20 protein-coding genes and 2 pseudogenes are annotated in these 20,022 nt (G+C 70.1%); 17 read left to right on the top strand and 5 right to left on the bottom strand.

Annotated features, from left to right (window positions below; all coding sequences use genetic code 11):
• Positions 1-383: 383 nt before the first annotated feature.
• Complete coding sequence (locus H9L22_RS08490) at positions 384-1,502, bottom strand: serine/threonine-protein kinase (RefSeq protein WP_187722349.1); 1,119 nt, start codon at positions 1,500-1,502, stop codon at positions 384-386.
• Positions 1,503-1,569: 67 nt separating this feature from the next.
• Between H9L22_RS08490 and H9L22_RS08485 the strand changes: the two genes are divergently transcribed.
• Genes H9L22_RS08485 through H9L22_RS08475 form a run of 3 tightly spaced genes read left to right on the top strand, consistent with a single transcriptional unit; the run spans position 1,570 to position 4,967 of the window.
• Positions 1,570-2,298: an RDD family protein gene (locus H9L22_RS08485; RefSeq protein WP_187722631.1), complete on the top strand. Its 729-nt coding sequence runs from the start codon at positions 1,570-1,572 to the stop codon at positions 2,296-2,298.
• A gap of 12 nt (positions 2,299-2,310) precedes the next feature.
• Positions 2,311-4,467, top strand: a complete 2,157-nt coding sequence (malQ, locus tag H9L22_RS08480; RefSeq protein ID WP_187722348.1) for a 4-alpha-glucanotransferase — start codon at positions 2,311-2,313, stop codon at positions 4,465-4,467.
• Entirely contained in the window at positions 4,467-4,967 is a 501-nt protein-coding gene (locus H9L22_RS08475) for a hypothetical protein (RefSeq protein WP_187722347.1), read from the top strand. The genes malQ and H9L22_RS08475 overlap by 1 nt, the downstream gene beginning before the upstream one ends.
• Before the next feature lie 2 nt (positions 4,968-4,969).
• Here the strand turns inward: H9L22_RS08475 and H9L22_RS08470 are convergent, their stop codons facing one another.
• On the bottom strand, positions 4,970-5,584 hold the full coding sequence (locus H9L22_RS08470; RefSeq protein ID WP_187722346.1) for a hypothetical protein: 615 nt from the start codon (positions 5,582-5,584) through the stop codon (positions 4,970-4,972).
• A 76-nt stretch (positions 5,585-5,660) separates the two neighbouring features.
• Between H9L22_RS08470 and H9L22_RS08465 the strand changes: the two genes are divergently transcribed.
• Positions 5,661-5,984 carry a WXG100 family type VII secretion target gene (locus tag H9L22_RS08465; protein ID WP_187722345.1) on the top strand — a complete coding sequence of 108 codons (324 nt, stop codon included), beginning with the start codon at positions 5,661-5,663 and terminating at the stop codon, positions 5,982-5,984.
• Positions 5,984-6,856, top strand: coding sequence for a hypothetical protein (locus H9L22_RS08460; protein WP_187722344.1), 873 nt, complete (start codon positions 5,984-5,986; stop codon positions 6,854-6,856). The genes H9L22_RS08465 and H9L22_RS08460 overlap by 1 nt, the downstream gene beginning before the upstream one ends.
• A gap of 18 nt (positions 6,857-6,874) precedes the next feature.
• Here the strand turns inward: H9L22_RS08460 and H9L22_RS08455 are convergent, their stop codons facing one another.
• The gene (locus H9L22_RS08455; RefSeq protein WP_187722343.1) at positions 6,875-8,227 is read right to left on the bottom strand and encodes a nicotinate phosphoribosyltransferase; all 1,353 of its coding nucleotides are present in this window, start codon (positions 8,225-8,227) and stop codon (positions 6,875-6,877) included.
• Between the two features lie 73 nt (positions 8,228-8,300).
• Here H9L22_RS08455 and clpS point away from each other — a divergent pair, with 73 nt between their 5' ends.
• The 10 genes and pseudogenes from clpS (at position 8,301) to H9L22_RS08405 (ending at position 15,852) form a co-directional block, all read left to right on the top strand.
• Complete coding sequence (gene clpS, locus H9L22_RS08450; protein ID WP_187722342.1) at positions 8,301-8,588, top strand: ATP-dependent Clp protease adapter ClpS; 288 nt, start codon at positions 8,301-8,303, stop codon at positions 8,586-8,588.
• Positions 8,585-9,187, top strand: coding sequence for a DUF2017 family protein (locus H9L22_RS08445; RefSeq protein ID WP_187722341.1), 603 nt, complete (start codon positions 8,585-8,587; stop codon positions 9,185-9,187). The genes clpS and H9L22_RS08445 overlap by 4 nt, the downstream gene beginning before the upstream one ends.
• Before the next feature lie 5 nt (positions 9,188-9,192).
• Positions 9,193-10,036, top strand: a pseudogene (gene murI / locus H9L22_RS08440) (glutamate racemase).
• A 137-nt stretch (positions 10,037-10,173) separates the two neighbouring features.
• Positions 10,174-10,899, top strand: a complete 726-nt coding sequence (gene rph, locus H9L22_RS08435; protein WP_187722340.1) for a ribonuclease PH — start codon at positions 10,174-10,176, stop codon at positions 10,897-10,899.
• A gap of 2 nt (positions 10,900-10,901) precedes the next feature.
• A complete protein-coding gene (gene rdgB / locus H9L22_RS08430) occupies positions 10,902-11,504 on the top strand; it encodes an RdgB/HAM1 family non-canonical purine NTP pyrophosphatase (RefSeq protein ID WP_187722630.1) in 603 nt (200 codons plus the stop codon).
• Positions 11,501-12,312 (top strand): annotated as a pseudogene (locus H9L22_RS08425) (thymidylate synthase). Before rdgB ends, H9L22_RS08425 begins: the two are co-directional and overlap by 4 nt.
• A 48-nt stretch (positions 12,313-12,360) precedes the next feature.
• Positions 12,361-13,089 (top strand): DUF1707 domain-containing protein, encoded by a 729-nt coding sequence (locus tag H9L22_RS08420; RefSeq protein WP_187722339.1) that lies wholly within the window; start codon positions 12,361-12,363, stop codon positions 13,087-13,089.
• A 49-nt stretch (positions 13,090-13,138) separates the two neighbouring features.
• Positions 13,139-13,618 carry a dihydrofolate reductase gene (locus H9L22_RS08415; protein ID WP_187722338.1) on the top strand — a complete coding sequence of 160 codons (480 nt, stop codon included), beginning with the start codon at positions 13,139-13,141 and terminating at the stop codon, positions 13,616-13,618.
• Positions 13,619-13,681: 63 nt separating this feature from the next.
• A complete protein-coding gene (locus H9L22_RS08410; RefSeq protein ID WP_226966226.1) occupies positions 13,682-14,989 on the top strand; it encodes a flavin-containing monooxygenase in 1,308 nt (435 codons plus the stop codon).
• Entirely contained in the window at positions 14,986-15,852 is an 867-nt protein-coding gene (locus tag H9L22_RS08405; RefSeq protein WP_187722337.1) for an SDR family NAD(P)-dependent oxidoreductase, read from the top strand. Before H9L22_RS08410 ends, H9L22_RS08405 begins: the two co-directional genes overlap by 4 nt.
• A gap of 17 nt (positions 15,853-15,869) precedes the next feature.
• Here the strand turns inward: H9L22_RS08405 and H9L22_RS18800 are convergent, their stop codons facing one another.
• Complete coding sequence (locus tag H9L22_RS18800; protein ID WP_226966225.1) at positions 15,870-16,019, bottom strand: hypothetical protein; 150 nt, start codon at positions 16,017-16,019, stop codon at positions 15,870-15,872.
• A 267-nt stretch (positions 16,020-16,286) separates the two neighbouring features.
• On the opposite strand from H9L22_RS18800, the gene H9L22_RS08395 reads away from it, so the two are divergent.
• Both H9L22_RS08395 and H9L22_RS08390 read left to right on the top strand, forming a co-directional pair.
• Positions 16,287-17,452 (top strand): IS3 family transposase gene (locus H9L22_RS08395; protein ID WP_182784986.1). Its coding sequence is split into 2 segments (ribosomal slippage): positions 16,287-16,533 and positions 16,533-17,452, totalling 1,167 coding nucleotides; the frame shifts between segments, so codons are not numbered across the junction.
• A gap of 196 nt (positions 17,453-17,648) precedes the next feature.
• Complete coding sequence (locus H9L22_RS08390) at positions 17,649-18,983, top strand: DNA polymerase IV (RefSeq protein ID WP_226966224.1); 1,335 nt, start codon at positions 17,649-17,651, stop codon at positions 18,981-18,983.
• A gap of 1 nt (position 18,984) precedes the next feature.
• On the opposite strand, the gene H9L22_RS08385 is transcribed toward H9L22_RS08390, so the two are convergent.
• Positions 18,985-19,986: a LacI family DNA-binding transcriptional regulator gene (locus H9L22_RS08385; RefSeq protein WP_187722336.1), complete on the bottom strand. Its 1,002-nt coding sequence runs from the start codon at positions 19,984-19,986 to the stop codon at positions 18,985-18,987.
• Between the last annotated feature and the right edge of the window lie 36 nt (positions 19,987-20,022).

Here is a 20,022-nt window from a genome sequence, read left to right as displayed (position 1 = left end):
TCCGTTGAGCCGCCGGTATGTGCATATGCACGCAGCGGCGGCCTGAGCCAGCGCAATGTTCGCGGGAGCCAGATTCGTGCACTGAAGGGCCGGTGGCCGCAGGGCGTGCCGCAGGACGAGGCGCCTGACGGGGGGCTGGGGCCTGCGGCGTCAATGGATCGCGAATGGCGCGAACATACCCCGGGGGGTATAGTGCGGAGAGCGAACACCGACGAAAGGGATCGAACATGTGTAGGCCTGTGAGCTGCAAGACCTGTGGGAAGACGACGTGGGCCGGCTGCGGCCAGCACGTGGATGCCGTGAAGCGCGGGGTCCCCGCGGCGCAGTGGTGCGACGGGCACCCCAAGGAGCCCGGACTACTGTCCCGGTTCCTCGGCCGCTGATCAGCGCGTCAGCACGTAGACGGTCAACCAGACCGTCAGCCCCAGCAGCAGCGCCGCCGAGACGGTGACCCACGCGTAGAACCACAACGTGTGGGTCTCCTTGGCCTTCTTCGGCTGATAGCGGCCGGCCCCGATGTAGTTGTCCAGCATCGACATCGGGGTCTCGCTGCGGGGCGTGAGGCTTCCCGAGCGGTGTCCGCCCCCGCTGATCAGTACTCCCGCGGGCTGCGGCGCGCTGGGGATCGAGCCTCCGGAACCGACGCTGGTCGGGGAGGTGGGCAGCGCGCGCGGCTGGTACGAGTCTCCGCCCGGAAGCGCGTCCGCCAGCCGGTCCAGGACCTCCGCGAGCTGCGCCGCCGTCTGCGGCCTGCGGTTCGGATCCGGTGAGAGTGCCGAGGCCAGCACCTGGTCGAGCAGGTCGGGCGCACCGATCTGCGCGGCGATGGCCACGGGGCCGATCGCGTGGTTCCGGCTCAGCAGCTCCGACAGCGTCTTGACCGGGAAGGGCGGCCGCCCCGTCAGGAGCGCGTACGTCACGCAGGCCAGCGAGTAGATGTCCGAGCGTTGGTCGACCTGCGTCGAGTTCGCCTGCTCCAGCGCCATGTAGGCGGGGGTCCCCGCCGTCATGGTGTCGCGGACCTCGTCGAGGAGCGATTTCGCCACGCCAAGGTCGGCGAGCATGACGCGGACACCACTGCTGGTGTTGGTCAGAAGAATGTTGCCGGGGGTGATGTCGCGGTGCACCAGCTGGTTGCGGTGCAGCACCTCGAGCGCGCGGGCCGCCTCCGCACACAGCCGCAGAGCCAGCCCCGGCTGGACCATCCGCTTGCGCAGCTGCTCCAGCGAGCCGCCGTTGGCGAGGTCCATCACGAAGTACGGCTGGCCCCGCTCGGTGGTGCCAATGTCGTAGACGCGGACGATGCGCTCGTCGGACAGCCGACGCAGCAGCCGGGCCTCGGCGAGGAAGCGGGCGCGGACGTCGTCGTTGGTCGACCAGTTGTCGGCCAGCACCTTGACGGCGACGGGCACGTCGAGCGTGTCGTCCTGGCCGCGGTAGACGGTAGCGAAGGATCCCGAACCGATGCGGCCGGTGATGCGGTAGCGACCAATCATTTCCATAGCGCGCCCATTCTCCCCCAAGAAGCCTCATCGAGGGAATCACGGGACATCTGGCATCCTTGGGGGCATGACGAATGTGCCCCTGCATCCACCGGCCGGCTGGTATCCGGACCCGGCGGGAACGGTAGCCGAACGGTTCTGGGACGGGCAGGCGTGGTCGCAGTCGACACGCGACAAGCCGACGCTCGCGGAGCCCCTGTTCACCGACCCGCCGGCCTACGCGCCCAGCGCGCCCGGCATCACCGGGTACGGCGTGCCGAACTACGGCTACGCGCAGGCTCAGCCTGTCTCCGGCCGCCGCGTGGGTGGGTTCTGGTGGAGGCTGCTCGGCTTCGTCATCGACATCTTCATCGTCAACCTCGTCTCGATGGTCATCACCCAGCTCACGGGCGTCACGGCGATGACCGAGGCAGCCATGAACCGCTGGGTCCAGGAGCTCGCGTTCTGGTCGGAGACCGCAGCGGGCCCGGTACCCATGCCTGACAGTTCCTACTGGATGGGGGCACTCTGGGGGACGCTGATCGGGTTCGCGCTCTACGGCGCCTACCGCGTCGTCTTCCTCGGCACCATGGGTGCAACCGTGGGACAGCTCGCCGTGGGGTTGCGCACCGTCGTCATCGGGGCCGAGCCGGAGGCGAAGCTCGGCTGGAAGCCCGCCGTGATCCGCGGCCTGCTCGGCTCCTTCTTCTGGGCGGCATCGCTCGGCCTCATCAACGGCATCTTCGCAGCCTTCTCCGCGAAGAAGCAGACACTCTCCGACATGGCCTCGGGCACCGAAGTGCTCAAGGTCCGATAGGCACCCCACGACATGACTGAGATCTCCGCGGCCCTCGGCCGCCTCGCTGACCACTTCGGCATCGCCCGTGAGTTCTGGGACTGGAAGGGACGCCACGTCAGCATCCCGGCCGAGACCATCGTCGCCGTGCTGCGCGCCTTCGACCTCGACGCCTCCACGACGGAGGCCGCGGAGGCCGCCCTCGCCCGGATCGAGGCCGACCGCTGGCTGCGGTGCCTGCCGCCCTGCACCGTCGTGGAGGAGGGCAGCGGCACCCACATCGACGTGCACGTCCCTGCGGGCAGCCCCGTCACCGTCAGCCTGCGGCTCGAGTCGGGGGAGACGCGGCCCACCTGGCAGACGGACAACTTCGAGTCGGACCGCTGGGTCGACGGCCGCGAGATGGGCGAGGCCACCTTCTGGCTGGGCGACCAACTCCCCACGGGCTACCACTCCATCGTCGCGGAGACGGTCGACGGGGTACGTGTCGCGCCCCTGATCGTGACCCCGACCTTCGTCGGCTTCCCGCCTGCCATGCGCGACCAGCGGATCTGGGGCTACGGCACCCAGCTCTACTCCGTCACCTCCGAGGGATCGTGGGGCATCGGTGACCTCGGCGACCTTGCCGACCTCATCGTCTGGTCGGGCACCCGGCAGTTCGCGGACTACGTGCTGATCAACCCGTTGCACGCTCCCGAACCCGCCGCGCCGGTCGAGCCCTCCCCGTATCTGCCCGCCAGCAGGCGGTTCATCAACCCGATCTACATCCGTCCCGAGGCCGTCCCGGAGTTCGCCACGCTGAGCTGCACCGACCGGGATCGCGTCGAGGCGCTCCGCAGCGAGGCGCGCGCACTGGCGGCCGCGAGCGACAGCATCGAGCGTAACCTCGTGCTCGGCCCGAAGCTCGCGGCGCTGCGGATCATCCACGTGGCGGGGCTCCGTCCTGTCCGTTCCCTCGCCTTCGAGGATTTCCGGCGGCGGGAGGGTGCCGGCCTCCGGAACTTCGCCCTCTGGAGCGTCCTGGCCACAGAACACGGTGGCGTCTGGCGTGACTGGCCCGAGAACCTGCGCAGCCCCGGCTCGCCTGAGGTGGCCGACTACCTTGCGGCCCACGCCGACGACGTCGAGTTCTTCGAGTGGCTGCAGTGGATCGCGCAGGAGCAGCTGTCGGCCGCCCAGTCGTCCTCTGCGGAGGTCGGCATGTCGGTCGGGATCGTCACCGACCTCGCCGTCGGCGTGCAGCGGTCCGGAGCCGAGACCTGGATGATGCCGGACGTCTATGCCGCCGGCATGAGCGTCGGCGCCCCGCCGGACCAGTACAACCAGTCTGGCCAGGACTGGGGCCAGCCCCCGTGGCGCCCCGACAAGCTCGCCGAGCTGGGCTATGCGCCGTTCCGGGCGATGGTCGCCGCGGCCATGCGGCGGGTCGGCGGCGTGCGGGTCGACCACATCATCGGCCTGTTCCGGCTGTGGTGGGTGCCGGAGGGCCAGGGCCCCACGAGCGGCACGTACGTCCGCAACCACCACGAGGCGCTCATCGGCATCCTCGCACTGGAGGCGCACCGCGCCCAGGCCCTGGTCATCGGCGAGGACCTCGGCACCGTGGAGCCGTGGGTGCGCGACTACCTCGCCCGCCGCGGTCTGCTTGGCACCTCCGTCCTCTGGTTCGAGTCCGGCATGCAGGGCGAACCGCTCGACGCCCGCTGGTGGCGCGAGTACTGCATGGCGTCGGTGACGACGCACGACCTGCCCCCGACGCTCGGCTACCTCGCTGGCGATCATGTCCGGCTGCGCGACGAGCTCGGGCTGCTCACCGAACCGCTCGACGACGAACTGGCTGCCGCGCGCGCCGAGCAGGTCGCCTGGATCGACAAGCTCGTCGCGGAGGGGCTGCTCGCAGCCGAGGACCGTGACGAGCCCGTCGAGGTCATGTTGGGCCTGCACCGGTTCCTGCGACGGACACCGTCGAAGGTGCTGCTGGCCGCGCTCGTCGACGCCGTGGGGGAGCGACGCACCCAGAACCAGCCGGGCACCGTCGACGAGTATCCCAACTGGCGGATCCCGCTGGCGGACGGCACCGGCCATCGGGTGAGTCTCGAACAGATCTTCGAGGCCGAGCTGCCCGATCGCGTGGCGGCGGTGATGAACGGGCTCGACGTCCAGCCCGACTCGCGCTGGGACAACCGCTGATGGGCGCCTTCGATCCGGAGACCATCTACACGGCACAGCTCGCGGGCATGCTCGCATCCGGGGAACGGGTGCTCGCCGCGGCCACGGCGAGCTACTTCAGCGGCCACGAGGAGCTGGGCCAGCCGGGCTACCTGTCCTTCGATCTGGTCAACGGCCTCAGCTCCTCGACGCTCGAGGGGGCGGCGGTCAGGGCCGTGAGCGGGCTGACGCTCGTCGGTTTCCCCGGGAGCCTCGCCACCGTCGCGCGCGACGCGCTGCGTGACGCGAACACCCTGGTGGTCACCGACCGGCGGGTGCTGTTCGCGCAGTTGGAGACCCACGGGAACCTGATCGCCGTGATCGGCCGACACCAGGTCGCCGGAGCGGTCCTCGAGCCCCGGATTTTCCAGTCTGGCCGGGTCACGGTGGCGTTCACCGACGGCTCCATGCTGCGCGTGATGTGCGGCATGTTCAGCGCCAGGGCCGCGCGGCGGCTCGTCGCCGCGCTCCCTCCGCGCTGAGGTCAGCCCAGGTCGCGCAGGATCCTGTCGAGGGACTCATCGACGGCGTCGAGGCGCCCCTCCAGGGCCGTCATCTTCTCGTCGAGGCGGCTGAGGGTCGCGTTGAACTGCTCGTCCAGCCCGACGGCGCCGTCACGGCCGAGCGCAGCCGAGGCGAGCGCGCGGTTCGCGGCGATGACGACGTCGGCCAGCGACGCGTCGTCGACGGTGTACACGTAGACGCTCGTGACGCGCCGCGTCCTGCCCGAGACGCGGACGACGGCCTCACCAGAGGTCCCCTCGAACTCGCGGGTCAGGTCGACTCCGCCCGCCGCGGCGACCGCGTCGAGCTCGCCGCCGGCGAGGACTGCCTTCAGCGGCGCCGCCAGGTTCGGGTCGGCCTCCGCGGCGCGCAGGGTGGCGGCCTCGGCGGCGTCGAGGGCCGCGTTGATCGCCTCGACGAGCGCGAACCCCGCGTCCGCCGGCCGCAGCGCGGGCTCGGCCACGACACCGGTGACGCTCATCGCGCCGCTGACGCTCGCCGTCGCGCCCGCGGCGTCGCCACGGAAATCACGCTCGGCCAGCGCCACCAGGGCGCGCAGCGTCGGGTCCTCGATGGCCTGCTCAAACTCGCTCATGGGCAGCAATTCAAGCACCTTCCCAGGCCAGGGGCCTGACCTGATCCGAGGGTAGGCTCCGCGGCGGAGGGATCGCATGACTGACTTCAAGGTGAACTATCCGGAACTACGCGCGGCGAGCTCCGGTTTCGAGGGGCTCGAACGCAGCGCCCAGGCTCAGCGCGCGACGCTCGACGGCGTCGCTCTGGGGCAGAGCGACTTCGGCAGGATCCCGTGGCTGCAGACCCGCGTCTTCGAGGCGTTCACCGAGCACACCACCGAATGCCGCGAGTCCCTGCGCGAGCTCACCGAGGCGCTCAACACGGCCGCCGAGGGGCTCGCCGCGACTGCCGACAGCTACGAGGACTTCGAGACCGCCGCCGCCGAAGCCATCGACCAGTTCTTCGAGGAGCTCCGCTGATGAACCAGTACAACAACGCGCTCGACACCTGGTACAACGACTGCCCCGGGCCCGTGCAGCAGGTCCTGTCCTACCCCTACGGACAGGTCTCCGAGGCGCTGCGGTTCGTCACGGGCGATCCGAACAAGGTGGCGGGCTACGGCCCCACCTACCTCGCCGTCAGCCGAGAGATCGAGCGCATCTCCGGCGAGGTCGAGTCGCTGAACTCGGGCATCGTCGGGTGGGAGGGTGAGGCGAGGACGGCGTTCGGCGGCGCTGCGCAGACGCTGAGCGATTCGCTGCACAGTCTCGCGCCGGCGGTCGCCCAGACCCAGGAGATCCTGAACGCCGCCGCGGAGACCAGCGTCGAGGCCGCCAACATGATCCTCGACATCATCCGTTCGCTGATCGAGTTCCTGCTCACGTCGCTGGCTATCGCCGCGGCGCTGGCCGCGTTCACCTTCGGCGCCTCCGCGGCCGCCTGGGTCGCGGCCAACCTCGCCAAGGGCGCCCACGCGCTCGCCAAGATCATGCAGGGCCTCACCCGCGTCGCGCAGGTGCTCACCCGGATCGCCCAGGCGCTCGAGAAGATCGCCCGGGTCCTGCAGCAGATCAAGCGGATCCTCGAGCAGCTCAAGCTGCTGCTTGACGTCGTCAAGGCGGCGAAGAAGGCCGCACCGCTGGCGGGCAAGGCGATGGCGTTGGCGATCACCGCAGCGGCCCGCACGCCCATCAAGCTGGCCGCCAACGGTGTGCTCGCCGGGGTGTCCGGCGTCACCGGCGTGCCGGGGCTGTCGATGCCCGGCGGCATGGGCGAGCTGTGGAAGGCGGGCAACGACGGGCTGGACGCGGTGGAGGCGTCGAACCGGGCCGTGGACGCCGCCAACCGGTGACCCTCGCCGCGGGCCTTGTCAGAGGTTCGTGACGACCGGGGCCGCCTGGTACGGGTTCGTCGTCTGGGCGCCCACCTCGTCGAGGATGATCGTCTCCAGCGCCGGGTCTCCCTTCGAGATGCGCAGCGCGGCGTCGGGCAGCTCGGCCCTGGTGGCCGCGTGGTGCCGTCGGGCGTCGTCCAGCGTGGCCCCGTAGACGACCTCGCCGCCCCGGTAGACCGGCACCAGCAGGTCGCGGTCGTTGCCGTCGTTGACGGGCGGGGTGCCCAGCCCGATCACCTCGGCCTCTGCGCGGCCGTCCTCGCCGAGCCGCCGCAGCGCGAACTTGCGTCCGCCGAGCGTGTTCTTGCCCTTCGACTTCTTCCCGACGGAGACCCACTGCGCGTCGGGCTCATCGCTGTCGGCCCGCGCGACGAGCTTGTAGACGAAGCCGCAGGTCGGGTGGCCGGAGCCGGTCACCAGGGAGGTTCCGACGCCGTAGCCGTCGACGGGGGCGCCCTGCAGCATGGCGATCTGCCACTCGTCGAGGTCGGAGGTGACCATGATCCTGGTGTCGGTGGCCCCCAGGTCGTCGAGCAGGTCGCGGGCCTGGCGGGCCATGATCGCCAGGTCGCCGGAGTCGAGCCGGATCGACCCGAGGCGTCCCTGCGTCAGCTCCACGCCCTTGCGGATAGCGGCCTCGACGTCGTAGGTGTCGACCAGCAGCGTCGTGTTCTCCCCGAGCGCCGCGATCTGCGCGCGGAACGCGTCCTCCTCCGTGTCGTGCAGCAGCGTGAACGAATGTGCCGCCGTGCCGATCGTCGGGATGCCGTAGGTTCGGCCCGCCTCGAGGTTCGAACTGGACGCGAACCCGGCCAGATAGGCGGCGCGGGCGGAGGCGACGGCGGACCACTCGTGGGTGCGGCGCGAGCCCATCTCGGCGCAGGCCCGTCCGCCGGCCATCGCCGTCATCCGTGACGCGGCCGCGGCGATCGCCGAGTCGTGGTTGTAGATGCTGAGCAGCACCGTCTCGAGGAGGCAGGCCTCCGCAAACGTGCCCTCGACCGACAGGACGGGGGAGCCGGGGAAGTACACCTCACCCTCGGCGTAGCCCCAGATGTCGCCGCTGAAGCGGTAGTCGGCGAGCCAGTGCGCGAGGTTGTCGCGGATGACGCCCCGCTCCACCAGGAAGGCCAGCTCCGCTTCGCTGAACGTGAAGTTCTCGATGGCGTCGATCACGCGCCCGAGCCCGGCGACGACGCCGTAGCGGCGGCCCTCAGGCAGCCGGCGCGTGAACAGATCGAACAGGCTGCGACGATTCGCGGTCCCGGCATCCATGGCGGCCTGCACCATCGTCAACTCGTAGTGGTCCGTCAACAGGGCTGAGGTCATGTCCGCATGCTAGTGCCCACACGCGCCCCGCCGGTGGTGGCGCAGTTTGGCCGGACGCGGCAGAGTAGTGGCCATGAGCACCACACCCGCCGGCGGCGTCGAGACCGTCGAGGCGCCAGCGGAGCTGGGGCTCCGGTCATGGGTCACGATCGTGTGGGACGACCCGGTCAACCTGATGAGCTACGTGACCTTCGTGTTCCAGGACTACTTCGGCTATTCGCTCGAGAAGGCGGAGACGCTCATGTTGCGGGTGCATCACGAGGGGAAGGCCGTCGTGTCAGCCGGAAACCGTGAATCGATGGAGCGTGACGTGCTCGCGATGCAGGGCTACAACCTGTGGGCCTCGATGGAGGAGGGATGACGGTGAACGACGACGCCATCGTCTGGGCCTTCGACGGGCACGACGGGCGCGACGAAGGTCTCGCGGCGCTGCTCGGGTTCTACCAGAGCCACCTGGCCCAACTGCTGCCGGAGGACTCGGACGACCCGTTCGAGCGGATCGTGGCGGGGATGAGCGACGACCCGACAGAGACGATGCGCAGCCATCCACGGCTCGCCCGGCTGTTCCCTCCCGCGCTCGCGGACGAACGGGCCAGCGGCGAGTTCTGGCGCAACACCGTCGGCGACCAGGCCAGGGCCCGGCTGACCGCGGCGGAGGCGGTCCAGGCCGACCTCGCCTCCTGGGAGGGGTACATCCCCGTCCGGCTCGCAGCCATCGGGGACTGGGCGAAGACACTGGGTGGACTCCGGCTGTTCTGGTACGCGGAACTGGCAGGCACCGACCGGCTCGCGCAGCCGTCGGAGGAGGCCATCGAGGCGAACCCGGCGCTCGTCGACCTGGTCGAATGGCTCGGCTTCCTCCTCGAGGACCTGATGGAGTCCCGCGACGTGTGCGCGGAGGAGGGACACTCGCTCGACCCCGGCCAGTTCCGGGTCCGCGGCCACGGCGGCCGGGACTAGGATCGATCGACGTGAGAGAGACCATCGACCTGCCCATCGGCGTCTTCGACTCGGGGTTCGGGGGCTGACGGTGCTCAGCTCGCTCGTCGAGCAGATGCCGAACGAGGACTTCGTCTACCTCGGTGACACCGCGCGTGCCCCCTACGGGCCGCTGTCGATCGCCGAGGTACGGGCGAACGCGCTGGAGGGCCTCGACCACCTCGTCTCCTTTCGCGTCAAGGCCCTCGTCATCGCCTGCAACTCGGCCTCGTCGGCCGTCCTGCGCGACGCACGGGAGCGCTACGACGTGCCGATCACCGAGGTCGTGCTGCCGGCCGCGAGCCGCGCCGTCGCAGCCACGCGCAACGCCCGCGTGGGCGTCATCGCCACCGAGTCCACCATCAACTCCCGTTCCTACGAGGACGCCTTCGCCATCGCCCCCGCATCACGCTGACCACGCAGGCCTGCCCGCGTTTCGTCGAGTTCGTCGAGCGGGGCGTCACCGGCGGTGACGAACTGCTGGCCGTCGCCGAGGAATACCTCGAGTCGATGAAGAAGGCGCAGGTCGACACGCTCATCCTGGGCTGCACGCACTATCCGCTGCTGAGCGGCGTGATCGGCTATGTGCTGGGCAACTCGGTGACGCTCGTGTCGTCCGCGGAGACGTGCGCGTCGTCGACGTACGCGCAGCTGACGCAGGCCAACCTCCTGCGCCACCAGCCGCGCGAGGCGACCCACACCTTCCTCACGACCGGCGATGCCGGTAACTTCCATGGCATCGGGCGCCGCCTCCTCGGCGGGCTCGTCACGAACGCGACAACCGTCGACATCCAGAAGGAGAAGGACAATGTGCCAGCGGGTCACGTGTAGCAAGTGCGGCAAGCCGACGTGGGCGGGTTGCGGGGAACACATCGAGGAGGCTCTCAGCGGCGTCCCGCAGGCCGAACGCTGCACCTGCCCGCGCTGACCGGGCGAGAGCCGCGGGCCGGTTCGGGTACCGTGAGCGCATGACTTTCACGCGCATCGACGGCCGCACCCCCGATCAGCTCCGACAGGTGCGGATCACCCGCAACTGGCTGGATCACGCCGAGGGATCGGTGCTCGTCGAGTTCGGCAAAACCCGCGTGCTGGTCGCCGCCTCCGTCACCACCGGGGTGCCGCGCTGGCGCACCGGATCGGGGCTGGGCTGGGTGACCGCCGAGTACGAGATGCTTCCGCGCGCCACCCACACCCGCTCCGACCGCGAGTCGCGGCGTGGCAAGGTCGGCGGCCGGACCCACGAGATCTCCCGGCTCATCGGACGCTCGCTCCGCGCGGTCATCGACTACCGGGCTCTCGGCGAGAACACCATCGTGCTCGACTGCGACGTGCTCCAGGCCGACGGCGGCACCCGGACGGCGGCCATCACCGGCGCCTATGTCGCGCTGGTCGACGCAGTCGAGCATCTCCGCGGGCTCGGCGCCCTCAAGGGTGAGCCGCTGAAGGATTCGGTCGCGGCCGTCTCCGTCGGCTTCGACAAGGCCGGCACCGCGCTGCTCGACCTCTGCTACGAGGAGGACTCCGCGGCCGGCACCGACCTGAACGTCGTCATGACCGGCTCCGGCAGGTTCATCGAGGTGCAGGGCACCGCCGAGGGTGCGCCGTTCAGCCGCGACGAGCTCGGCGTGCTGCTCGACCTGGGAACGGCCGGCTGCGCCGAGCTGACCGCCAAGCAGCTGGAGGCGCTGCGGTGAACCTGCCCGAGCGGATCGTGCTCGCGACCAACAATCCGAAGAAGCTCGCCGAGCTGCGCCGCATCGTCGCCGCCTGCGGGCTGGCGGTCGAGGTGTCCGGGCTGCGGGACTTTCCCGCCTACCCCGAGCCGGAGGAGACGGAGCGCACCTTCGAGGGCAACGCGTTCCTGAAGGCCACCGCCGCGGCCCGCGAGACGGGGCTGGTCGCCGTCGCCGACGACTCCGGCCTGGCCGTCGACGAACTCAACGGGATGCCCGGCGTCCGCTCGGCCCGCTGGGCGGGCCCCGCGTGCGACGACGAGGACAACAACGCGCTCCTGCTCGCCCAGCTCGACGGCGTGCCGCCGTCCCGCCGCGGCGCCCGGTTCGTCTGCGCGCTCGCCATGGTCTCCCCGGACGGCGAGCGTCGCGTCTGGCACGGCTCCATGCCCGGCCACATCGCGGAGGCGCCGGCCGGCGTCAACGGCTTCGGCTACGACCCGCTGTTCGTGCCGGCCGGGCTGAGCGTCAGCTCCGCCGAGCTGACCGCGGAGGAGAAGGACTCGATCTCGCACCGCGGCATCGCCGTGCGCGCGTTCGTCGACTACCTGCGGGGGCTGTCGTGAAGGCCTACCTCGACCTGCTGCGCCACATCATGGCCGACGGCGTGGATAAGTCCGATCGCACCGGCACCGGCACCCGGTCGGTCTTCGGCCACCAGATGCGCTTCGACCTGCGCGAGGGCTTCCCCCTGCTCACGACGAAGAAGGTGCACACCCGCTCCGTCTTCGGCGAGCTGCTGTGGTTCCTCCGCGGCGACACCAACATCGGGTGGCTGCACGACAACGGCATCACCATCTGGGACGAGTGGGCCGATGCCGACGGCAACCTCGGGCCCGTCTACGGCTACCAGTGGCGCTCCTGGCCCACCCCTGCAGGCGGCCACATCGACCAGATCGCCCGCGTGATCGGGTCTCTGCGCAGCAACCCCGACTCCCGCCGCCACATCGTCTCCGCCTGGAACGTCGCCGACGTCGACGACATGGCGCTGCCGCCGTGCCACGCCCTGTTCCAGTTCTACGTCGCCCCGCGGACGACGGCGGCCCCGGCATCCTCAGCTGCCAGCTGTACCAGCGTTCCGCCGACGTCTTCCTCGGCGTCCCGTTCAACATCGCCTCGTACGCGCTGCTGGTGCACCTGGTGGCCCAGGTGACCGGCCTGCGGGTGGGTGAGTTCGTCCACACCCTCGGCGACGCGCACATCTACTCGAACCACTTCGAGCAGGTCGCCGAGCAGCTCTCGCGCGAGGCCCGGCCTCTGCCGCAGCTCCGGCTCAACCCGCTGGTGACCCAGATCGACGCCTTCCAGCTCTCCGACATCGAGGTGACCGGCTACGACCCGCACCCGGTCATCAAGGCCCCCATCGCCGTCTGAGTCGCGTCGTCGCCCGCGCGCCCGTCCGCGGTGACCTAGGCTGGCCGCATGAACGAACAGGGGCGATCGTTCGAGGCGCGGGACCGGTACCTGGACCAGTTGGCCGTGGCCCACGCTGAGGGTCGGATCGACGACGACGAGTTCGACAGGAGGAGCCAGGCAGCGCTCCGCACCGACGATCCGCCGCACCTGCCGCCAGAGCGGCCGCGACGCTCCCGCCCGATGACCCGCCGCGTCGTCCTGGCAGGTGGAGCCGCCGTCGCCGCGCTCGCCGCTGTCACCTGGATCACCCAGGGGCCGCCGGAACCGGACCCGCTGTCGGCGGAACGCGCCTTCACGGGGCTCACCGAGGCCGTCGACCTGTCGCGGTTCTGGGGGCTCGAGGCGAGCCTGCGCACCGACGGCCTGACCCTGATCCACACGCTCGACATCACCCCGACGGAGATCACCGGCACCGCGAGCAGGCCGGCCACCCCCGACGAGGACGCCTCCTTCCGGCTCGACTCGGCCGGGATCGTGCAGGTGTCCGCCGCGCCTCCGGCCGACCCCGCCGCCGCGGCCCCCGCCGGCGGCGCCGTCGAGCTCGACCGGCTCGCCCAGCAGTTCGACGTCGCCGTCGCGGCGGCCGGCGCGGAGGTTCCGGGTGAACTGCAGGAGGTGAGGCTGGTCGGCACAGGGGAGGAGCCGGCACTCGAGCTCACCTTCCTCGACGGCGACCGGGCCCGGATCGCCGTCGTCGACCTCGACGGACGCGTCGTCGCCCAGCGCGACGCGTGAGGCGCCGTTGGATAGGATGCGGCTCGAACCGACGGGTGAGGAGCAGCAGATGAGGATCGTGGCTATCGCGGCAGTGGCCGACAACGGGGTCATCGGCTCCGGTGACGACATGCTGTGGCACCTGCCCGAGGATTTCCGGCGCTTCAAGCAGGTGACCACCGGCAACACGCTCATCTTCGGCCGCCGCACCCACGAGCAGATCGGCCTCACCCTCCCCGACCGCCGCATCATCGTCGTCACCCGCGACCCCGACTGGACCGACGAGGGCGTCGAGGTCGCCCACTCCATCACGGAGGCGCTCGACCTGGCTGCCCAGACGCCCGAGCGGATCTGCTACGTCGGCGGCGGGAGCCAGATCTACGAGGCGGCCTGGCCGTATCTCACCGAACTGGACCTCACCCTGGTGCATCAGGAACCCGATGGGGCGGCGCTGTTCCCCGTCGTCTCCCCCCGGGAATGGACGGAGATCTCCCGCGAGCCGCGCTTCGGCTTCGACTTCGTGCAGTTCCGCCCCACGCCAGCCGCCTGAGTTTCCTCCCGCGGGCCGCGTCCGGGGCCTACGATCCTCCGCAACACGACTGAGGGGGATCTCGTGGGGGACACGACGCTGATCATCGGAGCCGGCCCGGCCGGCCTGGCCATGGCGCGCGCCCTGCGTGCGCGCGGCATCGACTACACACACGTCGACAGCCTGAGCGGGCCCGGCGGGATCTGGGACATCGACGCGCCCGGCACCCCGATGTACGAGTCGGCGCACTTCATCTCCAGCCGCACAGCCTCCGGGTTCGCCGGGTTCCCGATGCCCGACGACTACCCGGACTATCCCGACCACCGTCGCATCCTCGCGTACCTGCGGGCCTTCGCCGACGCCTACGACCTCACCGATCAGATCCGGTTCGGCACCGAGGTGACGGCGTTGCAGCGGGAGGGCGACCGCTGGCAGGTGACCTACGGCGACGGGCTGGGTGAGGAGTTCGCCTCCGTGATCGTCTGCACCGGTGCGCAGTGGGTCCCCAGCCTGCCGGAGCTGCCCGGCTTCACGGGGGAGGTGCGGCACTCGGCCACCTACCGGTCCGCCGACGAGTTCCGCGGCCGCCGGGTCCTCATCGTGGGCGGCGGCAACTCCGGCTGCGACATCGCGTGCGATGCCGCGGCCGCGGCCGATCATGCCTCCATCAGCCTCCGCCGCGGCTACTGGTTCATCCCCAAGCACGTGTTCGGCCTCCCCTCCGACGTCGTCGGAGGAAAGGGCTCGTTCCTGCCGAAGCGCCTCGAGCGTGCCGCCCTGCAGCCGCTGCTGCGCCTCCTGGTCGGCGACCTCACGCGGCTCGGGCTGGAGAAGCCCGACCACAAGCTGTTTGAAACCCACCCCATCATGAACGACCAACTCCTCCACCATCTCCGCCACGGCGACATCGTCGCCCGCCGCGGCATCGCCTCGGCCGCCGGGAACACCGTCACGTTCACCGACGGCACCTCCGACGACTTCGACCTCGTCCTGTTCGCCACCGGCTACCGGCACGCCGTCCCCTTCGCGCAGCACCTGTTCGGCGACGAGCAGCACCCCGACGGGCTGTATCTGAGTGCCTTCTCCCGCCGCCACCAGGGGCTCTACACCGTCGGCTTCGTCGAGACGAACTCGGGTGCGTACCCGCTGTTCGACCGGCAGGCCCACCTGGTGGCCGGCTACCTGGACGAGACGGCGCGAGGCACGCCCGGCGCGGCCCAGTTCGCCCGGCGGATCCGCTCGGACCGGCCCCGGCTCACCAACGGGCTGCGTTTCGACGCGTCGCCACGGCACAGGGGCTACGTCGACTCCGACGCGTTCGTCGCCTACCTCGACCGCACCGCGGTGGAGTTCGGCTGGACCCTTCCAGCCGGGGGCGGGGTGTCCAGGTGAGCTACGACTACCGCGGAAAGGTCATCGCGATCACCGGCGGCGCGGGAGGGATCGCCGGCGCCTTCGTCGGGAGGGCCGCCGCACGCGGCGCCACGCTGGCGATCATCGACCGGCGCGGCCCCGCCGCCGAGGCGGTCGCCACCGGACTCATCGGGTCGGGGCACCGGGCGTACGCGGCCGACCTCACCGACGAGACGCAGGTGCGGGCCCTCGTCGCGGACCTCGAACGCGACTTCGGCCGCCTCGACGTCCTCATCAACAACGTCGGCGTGAGCAGCCAGGAACGCTTCGACGAGCGGGACGTCGCCAGCATCCGCACCGAGATCGAGGTCAACCTCCTCTCGCCGCTGATCCTCACGCGCCTCGCCATCCCGCTGCTGCGGGCCGCCCGCGACCCGCGGGTGATCAGCACCGTCTCCCTCGGCGGGATCTTCCCCCTGGGGGAGACCCCCATCTACACGGCGTCCAAGTTCGGGCTGCGCGGCGCCATGCTCGCCATCGGCATCGACCTGGCGGACAAGGGCATCACCTGCTCGTCGGTGCTGCCGTCGGCGACCGACACCCCGATGCTGCGGCAGGAGGCCGTCGAGGGTGGCAACTCGATGCAGTTCCAGGATCCGCCGCAGCCTCCCGCGAGCGTCGCCGACGCGATGATGCGGCTGCTGGACCGGCCGCGCCTCGAGATCTATCCGCGGTACTCCGAGTCGCTGCTGGTGCGGTTCGCGACGCTGTTTCCCAACCAGCTCCCACGCCTCATGAGGCTGTTTCGGGGCAAGGGCCGGCGCGGCGAGCAGGCCTACCTCCGGTATCTCGAGGCCGAGGGACACGTGCGGCGCGTCGGTGACGGCTGGGAGCTGACCTGAACCGAGGCCCTGTGGGCTCAGCGGGCGAGATCGGCGAGGGTGTCGACGGCAGGGCAGGATGTCGGCGGCGCCGTCGCCGAACCGAACTTCGTGAAGTAGCCGGTGACGCTCTCGGAGCGGTGGTCGGTGCTGATGACCTGGTCGACTGGAGTGGTCGGTTTTCTCAACTGGACCGGTCAAAATGGGCCACTGGCCGATTTTGCGGAGGGTGCGTGGGCCGGCGTGGGGTGGTGGTCGGTTTTCTCAACTGGACCCATCAAAATGGGCCACTGGCCGATCTTGCGATGGGGCGGGGTCGGTCGTGGTGGGGTAGTGGCCCGTTTTCTCAACTGGACCCATCAAAATGGGCCACTGGCCGATCTTTGAGGTGAGGGATTGTTTCCGGACCAAGAGCCCCCACCGGTAGAATCCGTGGGAGAAATGGAAGGGATCGAATGACCCGGAAGAAGTTCAGCCCGGAATTCAAGGCGGAGGCGGTTCGTGCGGTGATTGAGTCGTCGCGGACTGTTGCCGAGGTCGCGCGTGATCATGGTATCGGCTCGGAAACACTCAGGAATTGGGTGAATGCGTATCGGCGGGACCACCCGGATGAGTTACCGGAGATCAGCGAACCGGAGCGTGCTGAACTGGCACGGTTGCGTAAGGAGGTCCGTGAGTTGAAGGCCGAGCGGGAGTTCCTGGGAAAAGCGGCGGCCTTCTTCGCCAAAGAGTTCCGGTGACCGCGAAGTACGCGTTCATCAACAGCGAAGAAGGCAACTACTCGATCCGGAGCATGTGTCGGTGGGCGAGGGTGTCGAGGGCCGGCTACTACGAGTGGCTCAACCGGCCGGTCTCGGTGACCCAGCGGTGGCGCGACGAGCTCGGCGACATCATCGAGGTCCTGTTCGCCGACTCCGACGCCACCTACGGCTACCGACGGATCCATGCCGCCTTGGTGCGGGCCGGGAGGCCGTGTGACCCGCAGACGGTGCGTGCGATCATGGCCGAGCGTGGCTTGGTGGCTTGTCAGCCGCGCCGCAGCGGGCCCAGGACCACGATCCCGGCTGACGCGAAGGATCTGCCGGATCTGGTCAACAGGGACTTCACCGCCGACGAGCCCGGGCTGAAGCTGGTCGGGGACATCACCTACATCCCGACCTGGCAGGGGTGGGTGTATCTGGCCACCGTGCTGGACTGCTGCACGAAGAAGGTCGTCGGGTACGCGATGGCCGAGCACATGCGAACCGAGCTGGTCACCGACGCCCTGGCCATGGCGATCAGTAATGGCCATATCCGCAGCGGGGAGACGATTTTCCATTCGGATCGCGGGACTCAATACATGTCGGCCGAGTTTGCCGAGTTCACGCGCGCGGCTGGGATTGTTCGGTCGGTCGGACGGACTGGTATCTGCTATGACAATGCGTGGGCGGAGTCGTTCAACGCGACCTTGAAAGTGGAGCGGGTTCATCGGACCGTGTATCCGACTCGGCGGCATGCTATCCGGGATATTGCACGCTACATCGAGTTGCGTTACAATCAGAAACGGTTGCATTCCGCGCTTCAATATCGTACCCCGAACGAAGCAGAGCAGGACTGGTACGAAACCAACAAGGCAGCCTGAAACATGAATATCAAGCGGTCCGGATTTCATCCCGCAGTCCACTTGCGATGGGGAGCGTCGGTCGTGGTGGGGTAGTGGCCCGTTTTCTCAACTGGACCGGTCCAAATGGGCCACTGGCCGATTTTGCGAGGGGGAGCGTGGGGCGCGGCCACCCGGTGTCCTGCCTGCTTCCGACGGCGACTGTAGGCTCGGCGGCGTGGCCCGTCGCATCCTGCACCTCGACATGGACGCCTTCTTCGCGGCCGTCGAGCAGCGCGACAAGCCGTCCCTGCGGGGCCGTCCCGTGGTCGTCGGCGGCGCCGGGCCACGGGGCGTCGTCGCGACCGCCTCCTACGAGGCGCGGACGTTCGGGGTGCGTTCTGCCATGTCCGGGGCGGAGGCCAGGCGGAGGGCGCCGGGTGCCGCGTTCCTCGGCGGCCGGTTCGACGCGTACCGCGAGTCGTCGCGGATCGTCATGGGCCTGCTGCGGGAGATCTCCCCGGCCGTGGAGCCGCTCAGCCTCGACGAGGCGTTCGTCGACCTCGCAGGCACCCCCTGGGCCGACGGTGACCTGGCTGCTCGCGTCGACTGGCTGCGGGAGGAGTTGACGCGCCGCACGGAGGGGCTCACGGCCTCCGTGGGGATCGGCTCGGCCAAGTTTCTCGCCAAGCTCGCCAGCGAGGCCGCCAAACCCGACGGCGTGCGGATCCTCGACCCCGCCGAGGAACTGGACTTCATCTCGCCGATGCCGGTGCGGGCCATCCCCGGGGTCGGCCCCGCCACCGAGCAGCGGCTCGTCGCCGTCGGGCTCTACACCGTCGAGGATCTCCGCGGCGTCGACCGGGCCGAGCTGATCCGTGAGTTGGGGGTGGCGGCGGGGGAGTCGCTGTCCGCGCTCGCCCACGGCAGGGACGACCGGCCCGTTGAGGCGTCACGGGATCCGAAGTCGATCTCCACCGAGGACACGTTCGCCGTCGACCTGACCGACAGGGCGCAGCTGCAGGAGATCCTGCGCCGCGACGCCGCCCAGGTGGCGGGACGGCTCGCCAAGGCCGGGTACTTCGCCAGGACCGTGACGCTCAAGGTGCGCTTCGCCGACTTCAGCACCCGCACAATCGCCCGCCGCCTCGGCGGGGCGACCGACAACGTCGAGGAGATCTCGGCCGCCGGCCTCGCCCTGTTCGAGGAGGTCGACGTGCGGCCCGGCGTCCGGCTGCTCGGCATCGGAGTGTCCAACTTCGCCACGTCAGCGCAGGAACGGCTCTTCGGGGACGACCCCGCCGAGCAGGACAGCGTCGAGACGACCCGGCAGGAACCCGTGCAGCTCAGCGGCGTGCGGGGCGGGACCACCTACCATCCGGGCGCGGACGTCGAGCACGATGAGCACGGCCGCGGCTGGGTGTGGGGCGCCGGGCTGGGGAGGGTCACCGTCCGCTTCGAGACGCGCGCGACCGGGCCGGGACCGATCCGCACGTTCGCCGTCGACGACCCGGCGCTGCGTCCCGTCGGGATCGACCCCCTGGCGGGGGCCGTCCGCGACGACGACGCCTGACTCAGACGGAGGCGCGCTCGATCAGGTGCGCCCGCAGCACCGTCAGCTGCGGCGGGGTCTCGCCGTCCATCATCCGCAGCAGCTGCCGGGCCATCTGGGCGCCGAGTTCGATCATGGGCTGCCGCATGGTCGTGAGCGGCGGGTCGGCCGTCTGGCTGGCGGGGGAGTCGTCGAAGCCGATGACGGCGACGTCATCGGGGATCGTCAACCCGGCCTCGCGGAGCACCGGGTAGGCGCCCATCGCCATGAGGTCGTTCGCCGCGAAGATCGCGTCGAAGGGCTCGCCGGAGTCGATCAGTTCCCGGGCGGCGCGGGCGCCGCCGTCTAGGGTGAAGTCGCCGGCGAACCGCGGCCCCGGCTCCAGCCCGGCGGCCTCGAGCGCCTGGCGCCAGCCCTCGGCGCGGTCGATGCCGGGGCGCATGTCGGTCGGGCCCGTGATGGTGGCGATGCGACGCCGGCCGTGCGCGATCAGGTAGTCGACCGCGGCCCGCGCGCTGTCGACGTTGTCGACGTCGATGGCCGTGGCCCCGGTCGTATCCTCCATGGGCTGCCCGGCGAACACCATGGGCAGCGCCTCCAGCAGTTCGGAATAGGAGCGGTCGCCCGTGTGATGCGAGACGATCAGTGCGCCGTCGACGTTGCCGCCCATCAGGTAGCGCCGCGTCTTGCCCGCGTTGGACTCCGACTCGATGATCATGTTGAGCGTGTAGTCGGTCTCGGCCAGCGCCATCGCGATGCCCTGGACCACCGAGCCGAAGAACGGGTCCGAGAAGACCTTGACCGTCGTCTCCGGCACGACCAGCGCGACCGCGCCCGTCCGGTTGGACGCCAGCGATCTGGCCGCCCGGTTGGGCACGTAGTTGAGTTCCTCGATGGCCTGCTGGATGCGCTCGACGGCCTCGGGAGCCACCGTGGAGACCCCGTTGACGACGCGCGACACCGTCGCCCTCGACACGCCCGCGCGGGACGCGACCATCTCAAGGGTCGGGATTCGCTTCCTCATCAGACGGGGCTCCGCTCCTGCTTCCGGCCCGGAGGG

This window comes from Tessaracoccus defluvii (genome assembly GCF_014489575.1).
Taxonomy (GTDB): Bacteria; Actinomycetota; Actinomycetes; order Propionibacteriales; family Propionibacteriaceae; genus Arachnia; species Arachnia defluvii.
This window is presented reverse-complemented; position numbering and strand designations above follow the sequence as displayed.